Below are 14,186 nucleotides of genomic sequence, written 5' to 3' on the forward strand. Positions count from 1 at the left end.
CTTTCCGGACGATCAGGGCAGCCGCGCGGCGATGTCGTCGATCTCCCACGGCCCTTCGGTCTCGATGGTCTTCACGTCGTGCCAGCCGGCCAGTTCGGAGATGGCGCCGCCCTGCACGGCGAACACCTTGCCGGTGATCTCGCACTTGGCGCCGGCCAGGTAGGCCACCAGCGGGGAGATGTTGGCCGGGCTGAACGCGTCGAACCCGCCCTCGTCCACCGACTCGGCCTCGGCCGCCATCATCTCGCCCATACCGGGCGTGGCCAGCGTGAGCCGGGTCCGCGCGATCGGCGCGATCGCGTTCACCCGCACGCCGTAGCGGGCGAGCTCGTCGGCGGCCACCAGGGTCAGCGCGGCGATGCCCGCCTTGGCGGCGCCGTAGTTGGCCTGGCCCGCGTTGGGGATGGTGGTGCCGGAGGCCGAGGCGGTGTTGATCACCGACGCGTCGGGCTGGTTGCCCGCCTTGCTCTGCGCCTTCCAGTAGGCGGCGGCATGGTGCAGCACCGCGGCGTGACCCTTGAGGTGCACGGCGATCACCGCGTCCCACTGGGCTTCGTCCATACCGGCGATGAACGCGTCGCGCAGGATGCCCGCGTTGTTCACCACCACGTCGAGCCCGCCCAGGTCGGAGACGGCCTGCTGCACCAGGTTCCGCGCGCCCTCCCAGGTGGCGACGTTGTCGGTGTTGGCCACCGCGGTGCCGCCCGCGGCCCTGATCTCGTCCACCACCTCCTGCGCCGGGCCGCTGTCCGCCCCCTCCCCCGCGTTGCTGCCGCCCAGGTCGTTGACCACGACCGAGGCGCCCTCCCGCGCGAACAGAAGGGCGTGCTCGCGTCCGATGCCGCGGCCCGCGCCCGTGATGACGGCGACACGTCCTGCCAATGCGCCCATGTGTGTTGCTCCTCTTGTGCTGTCTACTGTCCGCCCTCCGCGCGACGAGCGGAGCGGAACGGGGGAAGGTCGGGGGCCCTGTGTGGTCACGCCGCACTACCGCCGTCGGGCCCGGCCCGGTCAGTCGGCGATCTCGGCGAGTCCGTCGCTCAGGACCACGTCCGTGCCGCGCACGGTCTCGAAGGCGTAGGTGGTCACGCCGTCGGCCGAGCCCGCCCGCCACACGCGGGTCTCGAGATCGTCACCGGGGAAGACCAGGCCGGCGAAGCGCACCGTGAACCGGCGCAGCCTGGACACGTCGGACCCGGCCACCTCGGTGAGCACCGCCCACGACGCGAACGCCATGGTGCACAGCCCGTGCGCGATGATGCCGGGCAGCCCGGCGTCCTTGGCGACCTGCTCGTCCAGGTGGATCGGCACCGGATCGCCCGAGGCGGGCGAGTACCGGAACGTCTGGTCGTCGTCCACGTGCTGGGCCACCGCGGCGAGCGGTTCCCGCTCCCGCAGCGCCTCGTCGAACTTGTGCGGCGGTGCGGCCTCGCCGACGGACTTGCCCGCGTCGATCCCGCGGAAGAACGCCGTGAGGTACTGCTCGTTGACGAGTTCGCCGTCCTCGGCGCGGCATTCGATGTGGATGGTGATGGTGCTGCCGTTGGACCGCGCCGCGTAGCCGATGGCCCTGGCCCGCGACACCAGCTTGTCACCGGGCCGGATCGGGCGGTGGAAGTGGAAGTCCTGCTCGCCGTGCACGACCCGGCCGAAGATGTCCATCGGCGCGACCTCGATCACCGGCATCATCATGGCCTCGAAGACCGGGACGATCGCGAACACCGGGGAGGCGATCGCGCCCGCGCGGTGCGCCTCGATCGGGTCGTTGGTGGCGGCGGCGTATTCGGCGATGCGCTCGGCGGTCACCTCGAAACTCTCGTCGTCGGACCAGGTGTTCAATCCCGCGTCGTCGAATTCGACGACGCGGGCGGTGGTTTCGGCGGTCATCGCGCGCCCCTACGCCGAGGCCAGCGCGTCGAGTTGCTCGAGCGAGCGGTCCAGCTGCCGGATGCCGTCCTTCTCGACCGCCTTGCCGAGCGCGCCCTTGATGAGGGCGCCCTCGAAGTCGCCGGACACCACGATCACGCTGCCGTCGCCCTTGGGCTGGATATCGAAGGTGAATTCGGTCTTCACCCCGGCCATGCCGGTGCCGCCGAGGGTCAGCTTGCTCGGCGCGTCCACCGACTTGATGGTCCACTCCAGCTTGTTGGCCATTCCGAGCATCACGATCTTGGCGACCAGCTTCGAGCCCTCGGTGAGCGTGGCGGGCGGCTCCTCCATGAACCGTTCGTGGATGGTGAACCACTTGTCCCAGGTCTGCGGGTCGGCGACGACGGCCCACAGGGCCTCGGGGGTGGCGCTGACGTCCTTGGTGGCTTCGATGTGTCCCATGGCGTGACTCCTGTGTCGAACGATGCTGGGGTACTGGAGGTTTCAGCGCTCGGCGCGCTGGTAGGCGGTGACGACGGCGGCGCCGCCGAGGCCGATGTTGTGCTGGAGCGCGGCGGTGACGCCCTCGACCTGCCGCTTGTCCGCGGCGCCGCGCAGCTGCCAGGTGAGTTCGCTGCACTGGGCCAGGCCCGTCGCGCCGAGCGGGTGCCCCTTGGAGATGAGCCCGCCGGACGGGTTGACGACCCAGCGGCCGCCGTAGGTGGTCTGCCCCTCGTCGATGAGCTTGCCGGCCTCGCCCTCGGCGCACAGGCCCAGCGCCTCGTAGAGCAGCAGCTCGTTGGCGGAGAAGCAGTCGTGCAGCTCGATGACCTGGAAGTCCTCGGGGCCGAGGCCGGCCTGGTCGTAGACCTTGCGCGCGGCCTGGACGTTCATGTCGTAGCCGATGAGGTTCTTGGCGGTACCGTCGAAGGTGGAGCCGAAGTCGGTGGTCATCGTCTGTCCGACGATCTCCACGGCCTGCCCGGCCAGGCCGTGCCGGTCCACGAAGGCCTCGCTCGCGAGGATCACCGCGCCCGATCCGTCCGAGGTGGGCGAGCACTGCAGCTTGGTGAGCGGGTCGTAGATCATCCGCGAGCCGAGGATGTCGTCGAGGCTGTACTCGTCCTGGAACTGCGAGTACGGATTGTTCACCGAATGCTTGTGGTTCTTGAACCCGATCTTGGCGAAATGCTCGGCGGTGGTGCCGAATTCCTTCATATGCTCGCGGCCCGCCGCGCCGAACATCCACGGCGCCACGGGGAACAGCACCTCGGAGATCTCGGCCAGCGCCATGATGTGCTTGGCCATCGGCTGTTCTCGGTCGTCCCAGGTGGACCCGAGCGACCCTGGCTGCATCTTCTCGAAACCGAGCGCCAGCGTGCAGTCGGCGAGCCCGCCGCGCACGGCCTGCGCCGCGAGATAGAGCGCGGTGGATCCGGTGGAACAGTTGTTGTTCACGTTCACCACGGGGATGCCGGTCATGCCCAGCTCGTAGACGGCGCGCTGCCCGGAGGTGGACTCACCGTAGACGTACCCGACGTAGGCCTGTTCCACCTCGCGATAGTCGATGCCCGCGTCGGCCAGGGCCTTGGTCCCCGACTCGCGCGCCATATCCGGGTAGTCCCAGTCGCTGCCGTTCTCGTTCTTGCGGCGGCCCGGCTTCTCGAACTTCGTCATGCCGACGCCGACGACGTAGACCTTGTTCGCCATCGAACTCCTCATTTCCCGCCCGCGCGCCCTGCCGCAGGCGGAGATCGCTGCCCGATCCCGACCGGATCGACTGAAAACAAACATACGGATATGTATGTAAGTGCGCAAGGGTGCGCGGCCGACACACGCCCGAGATCGCGAGCATCCTGCGAGTTGCTGGACCGACACGACGTACAGATGACCTTGTTCTGGAAACCATCGGCCGGAGTCAAGCAACGCGCCGACCGGATGCGACCTTCAGCCGGGCGCCACCGGCTTCCACCACGGCCCCGACTCGCGACCCCTGCGACGCGCGCGACGCTCGCCGCAATCGAAACCGCCGCCGCGCCGATCGCCCGCGGGGCGAGTCCGCGCGGGCGCAGGCTCAGGCGCAGGACGCCGCCGTCCGCATCTCGCCACCCGCCCGGCCCACTCCCGAAGCAGATTTCGCCCGAGCGTCCGAGTCCCGGTGGGCCGGTACGGCCACCGTTGCACTATGTCCCGCATCCTCGAGGCTTGCGCCGAGATCGTCGACGGAATCGGCTTCCGTGCGCGATGGCACCGAGTTCGTCGACGGGGCGGAGGGATCGACAGGTACCGTCGCGCACACATGGCCGTGGACGCGGCCCGCACGTTCCAGCGACGGGCACCCGCATCACGTACGCGTTCAGGAATGGGCTCGGCCGAGCGCTATCCCGCGCGCACCGGAGCGCCCACCGCCGGATCCGGTGCGACCGGGCGCAGAGGGCGTCCATCAGCTGCGGGGCCACCGCGCGCAAGGGCGTCCGCTGCGGCCGGGTGAAGTTCTCCGGGCCGGTTCTTCCATTTCGCGGGCGAGATCAGGTCAGCGCGATGTACTCGGTCGAGAGGTACTCCTCGATGCCGGGTCAGAGCATCGAACGAATCACGAAAGGCCGCAACCGATCTCGGGCCTGCCTCGATCGGACTCGATCACGATCCACGCCGGGATGCCGAACTTCGGCGATCTGCCCGATGCGGCGGAAGCGCCCGCCCGATCGGGCGGGACAGGCAACCCGAGCCGGCGGGCAGCAGCGAGTGGTAGCTCAGTCCGTCACCCGGACGAAGGCCGCGTCGGCGGCCGCGCGGAGGTTGGCGCAGGCGCGGGACCAGCGGCGGCGGGCGCGGTCGGGATCGGGTTCGATGAAGTTGGAGATGAGGATGCCGCGCAGGGCGTCCATGGCGGTGTACACGAAGTCGCGGGCGTCCTTGCGGCGCACCTCGTCGGGGACGAACCGGGCGACCGCCATGAGCACCGCGTTATTGACGAACGGCTCGACCTTCTCCATCGCCGAGGCGAGCGCCGGGTCGGTTCGGCCCGCCACCCACAGCTCGACCGTCGCGATGTACAAGGGCCCCTGGTGCAGTTCCCACAGGAAGTCCAGTGCCGCGCCCACCGGGTCGGCGCCGTCCTGCACCCGCGACATCTCGCGCATCGCGGATTCCGCGCGCCGCTGCGCGAGGTGGCTGATGGCGGCGATCACCAGGTCGGTCTTGGAACCGAAATGGTGCACCTGGGCACCGCGGGTGACGCCGGCGCGTTCGGCCACGCGCGGCGTGGTGGTGCCCGCGTATCCGTACTCGACCAGGCAGTCGATGGTGGCGTCGAGCAGGCGCGTGCGCATCTCGCTGCTGCGCTGCTCCTGGGTCCGGCGCTGCGGCCGGTCCGCCGCGGTCCTGGTCATTCCGACGATTCTACGCTTACATGCACAGCTGTATGTGTTGGGCGGCGCGCGGCCAGCACGGTCACGGCGAACAGCGCCAGCCCGGCCACCGCCAGAGCGGCGCCCACGGCGGCGGGCGCGGTGTAGCCGAGTCCGGCGGCGATCACCACGCCGCCCAGCCAGGCCCCTGCCGCGTTGGCGATATTGAGGGCGGCGTGGTTGAGCGCGGCGGCAAGGGTCTGGGCATCGGCGGCCACGTCCATCAGACGGGTCTGCAACCCCGGCGCGAGCGACGCGCCGGTCGCGCCCACCAGGAACGCGCCGATCCCGGCGGTGACCGGGTGGTGCGCGGCGGCGATGAAGCCGGCGAGCACCACGGCCATGGCGATCATGGCGTAGAACACCGCGCGGTCGACGCCGCGGTCGGCCAGCACGCCGCCGACGATATTGCCCGCGACCATGCCCAGCCCGAACAGCATGAGCACCACCGGCACCAAGCCGAGGGACATGCCCGCCACATCGGTGAGGGTGGTGGTGATGTAGGTGTACACGGCGAACATGCCGCCGAAGCCGATGGCGCCGACGCCCAGGGTGAGCAGCACCTGCGGGCGGCGCAGCGCGCCGAGTTCGGTGCGCGGGTCGGAAGTGCGCAGGCCGGTGAGGTCGGGCACGTAGCGAACGAGCGCCGCTACCGTGGCGACGCCGATCACCGCGACCACCACGAACGCGTCCCGCCAGCCGAGGTGCTGACCGAGCCAGGTGGCGGCGGGAACGCCGACAACGTTGGCGGCGCTCAACCCCAGCATAACTGCGGCAACCGCTTTCGCGCGCTGCCCCGCCGGTGCCAGAGAGGCCGCAGCCAGGGAGGCGACACCGAAGTACGCGCCGTGCGGCAGCCCGGAGACGAACCGCGCCGCGATGAGGGACTCGAACGTCGGGGCCAGCACGGTGGCCGCGTTACCCAGGGTGAACGCCACCATCAGTGCGATCAGCAACCGCTTGCGCGGCACCCGCGCGCACAGCGCGGCCAGCAGCGGCGCGCCGATCACCACGCCCAGCGCGTACGCGGAGACGGCATGCCCCGCGGTGGGCTCGGAGACGCTCATGGCCGACGCGATATCCGGCAGCAAACCCATGGTGACGAACTCGGTGGTGCCGATGCCGAAGCCGCCGAGCGCCAACGCCAGCATCGCGGGGATGTGCCAGGAGGTGCGCTCGAGCTCGGGCGGGGCGGTGGGCTGGGTGGTGGCTGCCGGACTCGTCACGGGTTCTTACAACCACCCCGCCCTCGCGTCCGCATCCCCGGATCGACGTGAGTTCCGACACCGCCGACCAAGATCATTCCCGCAGCTCACCGACATATCCGGCAAACCGGACGAGACCGCGACACTGTCGGCCACCGCCGGCGGCCACTCCCAACCCAGCTGAACCGTCGAGGCGACTCGACGACATCGGCACACCACGGCGGGCACGGTTTCCAGCATCCGGGCCGACGGGCCCGTATCCGCGCCGCCCCACGCTCCGTGCCCCCACACAAGAATCCACCCTCACCGACCGGACACCCCTCCGGATTCCCCTCGGAATGACGCGATCCTGCGCCGCGCGCCCCTAGACTCCCGCCCATCGTCACTCGATTCTCTCGCGGCGTGTTCCTGCGCGCGGCGCTCGGAGCCGGGGCGGCCACGGCGGTCGGCTCGGTGCTCGGCGCGCCCGCGGCGGGCGATCCGGTCACCTCCGGGTCGGGCGGCATGCCGGACTGGGAGGGCCTGCGGCGCGGACTGCGTGGACGGTTGCTGCTGCCGTGGGAGCCGGACTACTTCCCCGCGAAACTGCTGCACGACACCCGATTCGACGCCATGCTGCCCGCCGCCGTCGTGCGCGCTGCCGACGAGGATGACGTGTCGGCGGCCGTATCCTTCGCCGCCGCCCACCACCTCACGGTCGCGCCGCGCGGCGGCGGCCACTCGTATGTGGGCGCGTCGGCCGCCGACCGGACGCTCGTCCTCGACCTGCGTGACCTGAACGCCGTTCGTCTCGACTCCGGGAACGCGCACCTCGGCGGCGGCGCGCTCATCGCCCAGGCGCAGGACGCCCTCGGCGCGCACGGGCGCACGATCCCGCTCGGCACCTGCCCGACGGTCGGCGTGACCGGGCTGGCGCTCGGCGGCGGCATCGGCGTCGATTCCCGGGCGCGCGGCCTCACCTGCGACCGACTGCTCGGCGCGCGGGTGGTACTACCCGACGGGACCAAGGCCGAGGTGTCCGCGACCGACCATCCTGACCTGTTCTGGGCGTTGCGCGGCGGCGGCCGCTGCGCAGTCGTCACCGAACTCACCGTCGCCACCCATCCCGCCGAATCGAAAGACCTGACGCGCCTGAGCTTTCCGGGTGAAGCGGCCGCGCGGACGCTGCTCGGCTGGGCGAACTGGCTCGCGACGGCGAGCCGCGCACAGTGGGCCAACGTGGAGGTCCGCGCCGACGGGCACGGCGGCGTGGCGTGTGTCGTCCTGCTGGTCGGCCCAGCGGGAACGGGCTCCGGCGCGGCGGCGGGCCTGGCCCGAGCGATCGGTGCCCAGCCGACTACCGCCGAAACGCGCACCCTCGAACACGCGGCCACCGCACTCGAATTGGCCGGCGGCACCCGCACCCCGTCGCGCACCAGCCTCGCCGCCGGATCGGACGTCCTGACCGACCTCACCCCCGACGCGGCGGACGCTCTCGTCGCCGCCGTGACCGACCGCTCCCGCACCGGCGGCTCCGGCGGCGCGCTGGTCGACCCCCTCGACGGCGCGGTCCGCGACATTCCGGCGAACGCCACCGCCTTCCCTTGGCGCACCCACACCGCCCTGGTCCAGTGGATCGTCTACAACCCCACCGACCACGCCGCGGCCACCGAATGGATAGCGCGAGCGCATCACAGAGTCGGCCCCCACTCGGCGGGCGGATACCTCAACTACCCGGAAGTGAGCCACCCCGCGCACCGCTATCTGGCCGGTAACCACGCCCGCCTGCGCGATATCGCGAACACCATCGACCCGGACCACCGCATCGGCGTCCACCCCGCACTCTGATCAACCGGCAACCGCTCCACCCCCGAAAACACGTCGGGCACCCGTTCGCCGCAAGGGCGGGCGGGTGCCCGGTTCACCCGGGGTCGGGCGCACGGCCCGGCCCCGGTGCACAGATCAGCGCAGTGCGCGCGCCAGGTTCGCGTCGAGCGCGCCGAGGAACTCCTCGGTGGTCAGGTACCCCTGGTCGCCGCCGACGAGCAGCGCGAGGTCCTTGGTCATCTGGCCGCCCTCGACGGTCTTGATGACAACGTCCTCGAGCGTCTGCGCGAAGCCGATCACCTCGGGGGTGTTGTCCAGCTTGCCGCGGTGCTCGAGACCGCGGGTCCAGGCGAAGATCGACGCGATCGGGTTGGTCGAGGTGGGCTTGCCCTGCTGGTGCTGGCGGTAGTGCCGGGTGACGGTGCCGTGCGCGGCCTCCGCCTCACAGGTCTTGCCGTCCGGGGTGAGCAGCACCGAGGTCATCAGGCCCAGCGAGCCGAAGCCCTGCGCGACCGTGTCCGACTGCACGTCGCCGTCGTAGTTCTTGCAGGCCCACACGTAGCCGCCCTCCCACTTCATGGAGGAGGCGACCATGTCGTCGATGAGGCGGTGCTCGTAGGTCAGGCCCGCGGCGTCGAACTGGGTCTTGAACTCGGCGTCGAAGATCTCCTGGAAGGTGTCCTTGAACATGCCGTCGTAGGCCTTCAGGATGGTGTTCTTGGTCGACATGTAGACCGGGTAGTTCTGCTGCAGGCCGTAGTTGAACGACGCCCGCGCGAAGTCCACGATCGACTTCTTGAAGTTGTACATGCCCATGACGACGCCGCCGTCCTCGGGCATCTTCACGACCTCGTGCACGATCGGCTCGCTGCCGTCCTCGGGGGTGAAGGTCAGCGTGACCGTGCCGGCCTGGAACACCTTGAAGTCGGTGGCGCGGTACTGGTCGCCGAAGGCGTGACGACCGATGATGATCGGCTTGGTCCATCCGGGCACCAGGCGCGGCACGTTCGAGATGATGATCGGCGCGCGGAAGATGGTCCCGCCGAGAATGTTGCGGATGGTGCCGTTGGGCGAGCGCCACATCTTCTTGAGGCCGAATTCCTCGACCCTGGCCTCGTCCGGGGTGATGGTGGCGCACTTGACGCCCACGCCGTGGCGCTTGATGGCCTCGGCCGCATCGATGGTGACCTGGTCGTCTGTCTTGTCCCGGTACTCGATCCCCAGGTCGTAGTACTCGAGGTTCACGTCGAGGTACGGGTGGATCAGCTTGTCCTTGATGAACTGCCAGATGATCCGGGTCATCTCGTCGCCGTCGAGTTCTACGACGGTGCCTTCAACCTTGATCTTGGACATGGATCTTCGTGTCCTCCTAGGATGGTGCCCTCATTGCACGGCCAGGCGAACACGCTTGTGAGCGGACCCCAGCTGTTCAACAGACAACGTATATGCCCCGCGGTGTTTGCGGGACGCGTGGTGCAAACAAGACAAGCGTACTGCTGTCGGAGTCCTCACCGCTCGGGGAGGGCCCGTTGTGCGGACTGTGACGAACCTCCGACCCGCGGATCACCTGTGATCCGCACCACCTTCACCATCATGACATCCGGCCGCGACCTGCGCGTCGCGGGTGCGGCCGGTGCGCGGCCTATCCGGGGAGGGATTTCGGCCGACGGCGGGCGCCAGCTAACATGTCGGTCAGGTCATGAGTGCCAACGCCAAGCCCCGGCTCGTTGGCCGGCAACCCTCCAGCTGCGGTGGGGTGCTCCGGGTGAGGACCTGGCCACCCGACGGCCGGGTGGCAAGCGCACCAGCAGGAGGTTCCCGGAAATGTGTTGCTGTAGTCGATAGACCGCATCCTCGATTCCCTTGAATTCCGGCGAAACTCCGTGGAGACCAACACCATGACCGACAACGCATCGGCCGAGTTCGACCCTGCCCAGTGGTCCTTCGAGACCAAGCAGATCCATGCGGGCCAGGCCCCCGACGCCGCCACCAACGCCAGGGCGCTGCCGATCTACCAGACGACGTCCTACACCTTCCGCGACACCGATCACGCGGCGGCGCTGTTCGGCCTGGCCGAACCGGGCAACATCTACACCCGCATCATCAACCCCACCCAGGACGTGGTGGAGCAGCGCATCAACGCGCTCGAGGGCGGCGTCGCGGCGCTGCTGCTGGCCTCCGGCCAGGCCGCGGAGACCTTCGCCATCCTGAACCTGGCGAACTCGGGCGACCACATCGTCTCCAGCCCGCACCTCTACGGCGGCACCTACAACCTCTTCCACTACTCGCTGCCCAAGCTCGGCATCGAGGTGTCCTTCGTCGAGGATCCCGATGATCTGGAGCAGTGGAAGGCCGCGATCCGGCCGAACACCAAGGCCTTCTTCGGCGAGACGGTCGCCAACCCGAGCAGCTCGGTCCTCGACATCCCCGGCATCGCCGGTGTCGCGCACGCCGCGGGCATCCCGCTCATCGTGGACAACACCGCCGCCACCCCGTACCTGATCCAGCCGCTGAAGCACGGCGCCGACATCGTGGTCCACTCGGCCACCAAGTACCTCGGCGGGCACGGCACGGCCATCGCGGGCGTGATCGTGGACGGCGGCACCTTCGACTGGACGGTCACCGACGAGCAGGGCGACGCCCGCTTCCCCGGCTTCACCACCGCCGACCCCAGCTACCACGGTGTGGTGTTCGCCGACCTCGGCGCGCCGGCGTTCGCGCTCAAGGCGCGGGTGCAGCTGCTGCGCGATCTGGGTTCGGCCGTGTCGCCGTTCAACGCCTTCCTGATCAGCCAGGGCATCGAGACGCTGAGCCTGCGCATCGAGCGCCACGTGCAGAACGCCAAGGCCGTGGCCGAGTTCCTCAGCGAGCACCCCGCCGTGGAGAAGGTCCACTACGCGGGCCTGCCGTCCTCGCCGTGGTACGAGCGCGGGCAGCAGCTGGCGCCCAAGGGTGTCGGTTCGATCGTGTCGTTCGAGCTGCGCGGCGGCGTGGACGCGGGCAAGAAGTTCGTCAACGCGCTCACCCTGCACAGCCACGTCGCCAATATCGGCGACGTGCGCTCGCTGGTGATCCACCCGGCGTCGACCACGCATTCCCAGCTCACGCCCGAGGAGCAGGTCACCACGGGCGTCACGCCCGGCCTGGTGCGCCTGGCCGTGGGCATCGAGGGGATCGACGACATCCTGGCCGACCTGCGAGCCGGTTTCGAAGCGGCCACGACGTGACCGTGAGCACCGATCAGGGCTACGCCCGGCCGTCGCGGCCGGCGGACGGTTCCGCGCCTTCGGGTGCGGAACTGCTGCCGCCGCCCGACGGCAGGCTGGGTCTCGTCGAGATCGGGGACGTGCGGCTGGAGAGCGGCGCGGTCATCCCCGATGTGCATCTCGCGGTGCAGCGGTGGGGCGAGCTGTCGCCCACGCTGGACAACGTGGTGCTCGTCGAGCACGCCCTGACCGGTGACTCGCACGTGGTCGGCCCGCCCGGCGGTGTCCACCAGCAGCCCGGCTGGTGGGACGGCATGGTCGGGCCGGGCGCGCCCATGGACACCGGCGAGTGGTGCGTCATCGCGGCGAACGTCCTGGGCGGCTGCAAGGGCAGCACCGGCCCGTCTTCGCTCGCGCCCGACGGCACTCCGTGGGGTTCGCGTTTCCCGTCCATCTCCATCCGCGATCAGGTGCGTGCCGAGGCGGCGCTCATGGACCGGCTGGGCGTCGAGCGGCTGGCCGCGGTGGTCGGCGGCTCGATGGGCGGGATGCGGGTGCTGGAGTGGATGATCGGCGCGCCCGAGCGCGTGGCCGCCGCGCTGGTGCTGGCCGTCGGCGCGCGCGCCACGGCCGACCAGATCGGCACCCAGACCACCCAGATCGCCGCCATCAAGGCCGATCCGGACTGGCAGGGCGGCGACTACCACCACACCGATCGCGCGCCGACGACCGGTATGGGCATCGCGCGGCGCATCGCGCACCTCACCTACCGCACCGAGGGCGAGCTCGACCACCGCTTCGCCAACCAGGCGCAGGAGGGGGAGGATCCCCTGGCGGGCGGCCGGTACGCGGTGCAGAGCTACCTGGAGTACCAGGCCGAAAAGCTGTGCAGGCGTTTCGATCCCGCCACCTACGTGTTGCTGAGTGAGGCCATGAACCGCCACGACGTGGGGCGCGGGCGCGGCGGTATCGAGACCGCGCTCGCCGGCACCCCCGTGCCGTGCGTGGTGGGCGGTGTCGACTCCGACCGCCTCTACCCGCTGCACACCCAGCAGGAGCTGGCCGATCTGCTCCCCGGCTGCGCCGGCCTCGAGGTGGTGCACTCCCGCGACGGCCACGACGGATTCCTCACCGAGGCCGCCGCCGTGTCGAAGCTGCTCACCGAGACCATGCGGCTGGCGCGCGAGAACCGCTGAGCGCCGGACGTTTTCGTCAGCTCGTCGCGCGAGTTCCGTTCGGCGCACGATGGTTTTCCCGAGACCGACGTACCCGCCGATGGTGGGTGGCGATACCTGGCGTGGGCGCTGACGCCCGGATTCAGCCGACGCCGAGAGTGTTGATCGTCGCCGCGAGGAAGACGATCGAAGAGCCGAGCAGGCTCAGAGCCGCCACGTCGAAGGGCTTGCTGCGCACCGCGAGCAGGCCCACCCGCACGGTCGGCAGGCAGAGCCGGAAGGCCGCGGCGAGCAGGGCCGCGCCGCCGAAGAACAGCGCGCCGCGCCGCCAGCGGTCGGAGGCGACGAAGACGATCGCGACCACGATGACGAGCGAGACCACGACCATCGGCAGGTGACAGCGCAGGAAGTGCGCGGCCCGTCCGCCGCCCGTGTTGCGCCCGGCCGGCGCGTCGAGATCGGTCACGGCACCGATTCTCGCAGACGCCCACCCGAGACCCGTCCCGCCCCGCATGACAAGCTGATGTGCTGTGCTGAAGCTGATGTTCCACGAGCCGTGCATCCCGGGCAACACCGGTAACGCGATTCGGCTGGCCGCGGGCACCGGGTGCGAGTTGCACCTGGTGGAGCCGCTGGGGTTCGACCTCTCGGAGTCGAAGCTGCGCCGCGCGGGCCTGGACTACCACGACCTGGCCTCGGTCACCGTGCACAAGGACCTCGAGGCCGCGTGGGCGGCGCTGCGCCCCGACCGCGTGTTCGCCTTCACCACCAAGGCCACGACCCGCTACACCGATATCGCCTACCGGCGCGGTGACGTGCTGCTGTTCGGCGCCGAGCCCTCCGGCCTGCCCGATCACGTGCTCGCCGACCCGCACATCACCGACGAAGTGCGCATCCCGATGCTGCCGGGGCGGCGGTCCATGAATCTGGCCAATGCCGCATCGGTCGCCGTGTACGAGGCGTGGCGGCAGTTCGGGTTCCCCGGCGCGGTGTGAACGGCGGACGATCTCCGTCGCCCCGACGCGTGCTCCTCGTGCGCTGCACGGTGCCTGGCTTCTACCGCCCGGTCCGGTGCCGCGCGTCAAGGGCTTCCGCGAAAGCCGGACTCGACATCGTCGCGCGGGTTGTGGCGGCCCCGCCGGGGGCCCGTCAGTCGGCGATCTCGAAACGTTTGAAGCGGGAGGTGGCGCCCGCCGCGAGCCGGATGGACGACTTGGGCACGCCGAAGTGCTCGGCGAGGAGTTCGATGGCGGCCTTGTTGGCCTTGCCCTCCACGGCCGGGGCGCGAACATAGAGCTGGAGGGTGCCGTCGGGTTGCGTCTCGACCAGCGGGCCCTTGCGACTGTTCGGCTTGATCGTCACCCGCACTACGGTCGGCACCAGGGGCTCCTTGATTCGTGCTCGCACAGGGGGAATCGGCGGGTGCGCCCGTGATTCAGCGCGCCCGTGATTCAGCGCGTCCGCATTTCGGTGCGGTCGCCGCCGTTGCGGTCGGTGCTCCGGCAGGTGAGGCGC

The 14,186-nt window shown here is 70.1% G+C and carries 13 protein-coding genes and 1 riboswitch; of the genes, 4 read left to right on the forward strand and 9 right to left on the reverse strand.

Going from position 1 to position 14,186, the window contains the following annotated elements; genetic code table 11:
* Positions 1–12: 12 nt before the first annotated feature.
* The 6 genes from DFR74_RS20230 to DFR74_RS20255 form a co-directional block, all read right to left on the reverse strand.
* On the reverse strand, positions 13–891 hold the full coding sequence (locus DFR74_RS20230) for an SDR family oxidoreductase (RefSeq protein WP_067512343.1): 879 nt from the start codon (positions 889–891) through the stop codon (positions 13–15).
* Between the two features lie 120 nt (positions 892–1,011).
* The gene (locus DFR74_RS20235) at positions 1,012–1,887 is read right to left on the reverse strand and encodes a MaoC/PaaZ C-terminal domain-containing protein (RefSeq protein ID WP_067512341.1); all 876 of its coding nucleotides are present in this window, start codon (positions 1,885–1,887) and stop codon (positions 1,012–1,014) included.
* Positions 1,888–1,896: 9 nt separating this feature from the next.
* Positions 1,897–2,331, reverse strand: a complete 435-nt coding sequence (locus DFR74_RS20240; RefSeq protein WP_067512339.1) for a type II toxin-antitoxin system Rv0910 family toxin — start codon at positions 2,329–2,331, stop codon at positions 1,897–1,899.
* A 42-nt stretch (positions 2,332–2,373) separates the two neighbouring features.
* Positions 2,374–3,579, reverse strand: a complete 1,206-nt coding sequence (locus tag DFR74_RS20245) for a lipid-transfer protein (protein WP_067512372.1) — start codon at positions 3,577–3,579, stop codon at positions 2,374–2,376.
* 1,043 nt (positions 3,580–4,622) lie between these two features.
* Entirely contained in the window at positions 4,623–5,261 is a 639-nt protein-coding gene (locus DFR74_RS20250; protein ID WP_067512336.1) for a TetR/AcrR family transcriptional regulator, read from the reverse strand.
* Positions 5,258–6,430, reverse strand: coding sequence for an MFS transporter (locus tag DFR74_RS20255; RefSeq protein ID WP_084538006.1), 1,173 nt, complete (start codon positions 6,428–6,430; stop codon positions 5,258–5,260). The genes DFR74_RS20250 and DFR74_RS20255 overlap by 4 nt, the downstream gene beginning before the upstream one ends.
* Positions 6,431–6,886: 456 nt before the next feature.
* Here DFR74_RS20255 and DFR74_RS20260 point away from each other — a divergent pair, with 456 nt between their 5' ends.
* Positions 6,887–8,311 carry an FAD-binding oxidoreductase gene (locus DFR74_RS20260; protein WP_084538002.1) on the forward strand — a complete coding sequence of 475 codons (1,425 nt, stop codon included), beginning with the start codon at positions 6,887–6,889 and terminating at the stop codon, positions 8,309–8,311.
* A 114-nt stretch (positions 8,312–8,425) separates the two neighbouring features.
* Here DFR74_RS20260 and DFR74_RS20265 read toward each other — a convergent pair whose 3' ends face one another.
* On the reverse strand, positions 8,426–9,643 hold the full coding sequence (locus DFR74_RS20265; protein WP_067512329.1) for an NADP-dependent isocitrate dehydrogenase: 1,218 nt from the start codon (positions 9,641–9,643) through the stop codon (positions 8,426–8,428).
* Positions 9,644–9,985: 342 nt separating this feature from the next.
* Positions 9,986–10,098, forward strand: a riboswitch (SAM riboswitch).
* Positions 10,099–10,188: 90 nt separating this feature from the next.
* On the opposite strand from DFR74_RS20265, the gene DFR74_RS20270 reads away from it, so the two are divergent.
* Both DFR74_RS20270 and metX read left to right on the forward strand, forming a co-directional pair.
* The gene (locus DFR74_RS20270; protein WP_067512370.1) at positions 10,189–11,517 is read left to right on the forward strand and encodes a bifunctional o-acetylhomoserine/o-acetylserine sulfhydrylase; all 1,329 of its coding nucleotides are present in this window, start codon (positions 10,189–10,191) and stop codon (positions 11,515–11,517) included.
* A gap of 71 nt (positions 11,518–11,588) precedes the next feature.
* Positions 11,589–12,692 (forward strand): homoserine O-acetyltransferase MetX, encoded by a 1,104-nt coding sequence (metX, locus tag DFR74_RS20275; protein ID WP_067512368.1) that lies wholly within the window; start codon positions 11,589–11,591, stop codon positions 12,690–12,692.
* A gap of 121 nt (positions 12,693–12,813) precedes the next feature.
* Here metX and DFR74_RS20280 read toward each other — a convergent pair whose 3' ends face one another.
* Positions 12,814–13,059 (reverse strand): DUF3017 domain-containing protein, encoded by a 246-nt coding sequence (locus tag DFR74_RS20280; RefSeq protein ID WP_228790757.1) that lies wholly within the window; start codon positions 13,057–13,059, stop codon positions 12,814–12,816.
* Between the two features lie 142 nt (positions 13,060–13,201).
* Between DFR74_RS20280 and DFR74_RS20285 the strand changes: the two genes are divergently transcribed.
* The gene (locus tag DFR74_RS20285) at positions 13,202–13,666 is read left to right on the forward strand and encodes a tRNA (cytidine(34)-2'-O)-methyltransferase (protein ID WP_067512325.1); all 465 of its coding nucleotides are present in this window, start codon (positions 13,202–13,204) and stop codon (positions 13,664–13,666) included.
* 154 nt (positions 13,667–13,820) lie between these two features.
* Here the strand turns inward: DFR74_RS20285 and DFR74_RS20290 are convergent, their stop codons facing one another.
* On the reverse strand, positions 13,821–14,051 hold the full coding sequence (locus DFR74_RS20290) for a DUF167 domain-containing protein (protein ID WP_067512366.1): 231 nt from the start codon (positions 14,049–14,051) through the stop codon (positions 13,821–13,823).
* Positions 14,052–14,186 lie beyond the last annotated feature (135 nt).

The sequence above is a fragment of the Nocardia puris genome (assembly GCF_003315035.1).
Classification (GTDB): Bacteria; Actinomycetota; Actinomycetes; order Mycobacteriales; family Mycobacteriaceae; genus Nocardia; species Nocardia puris.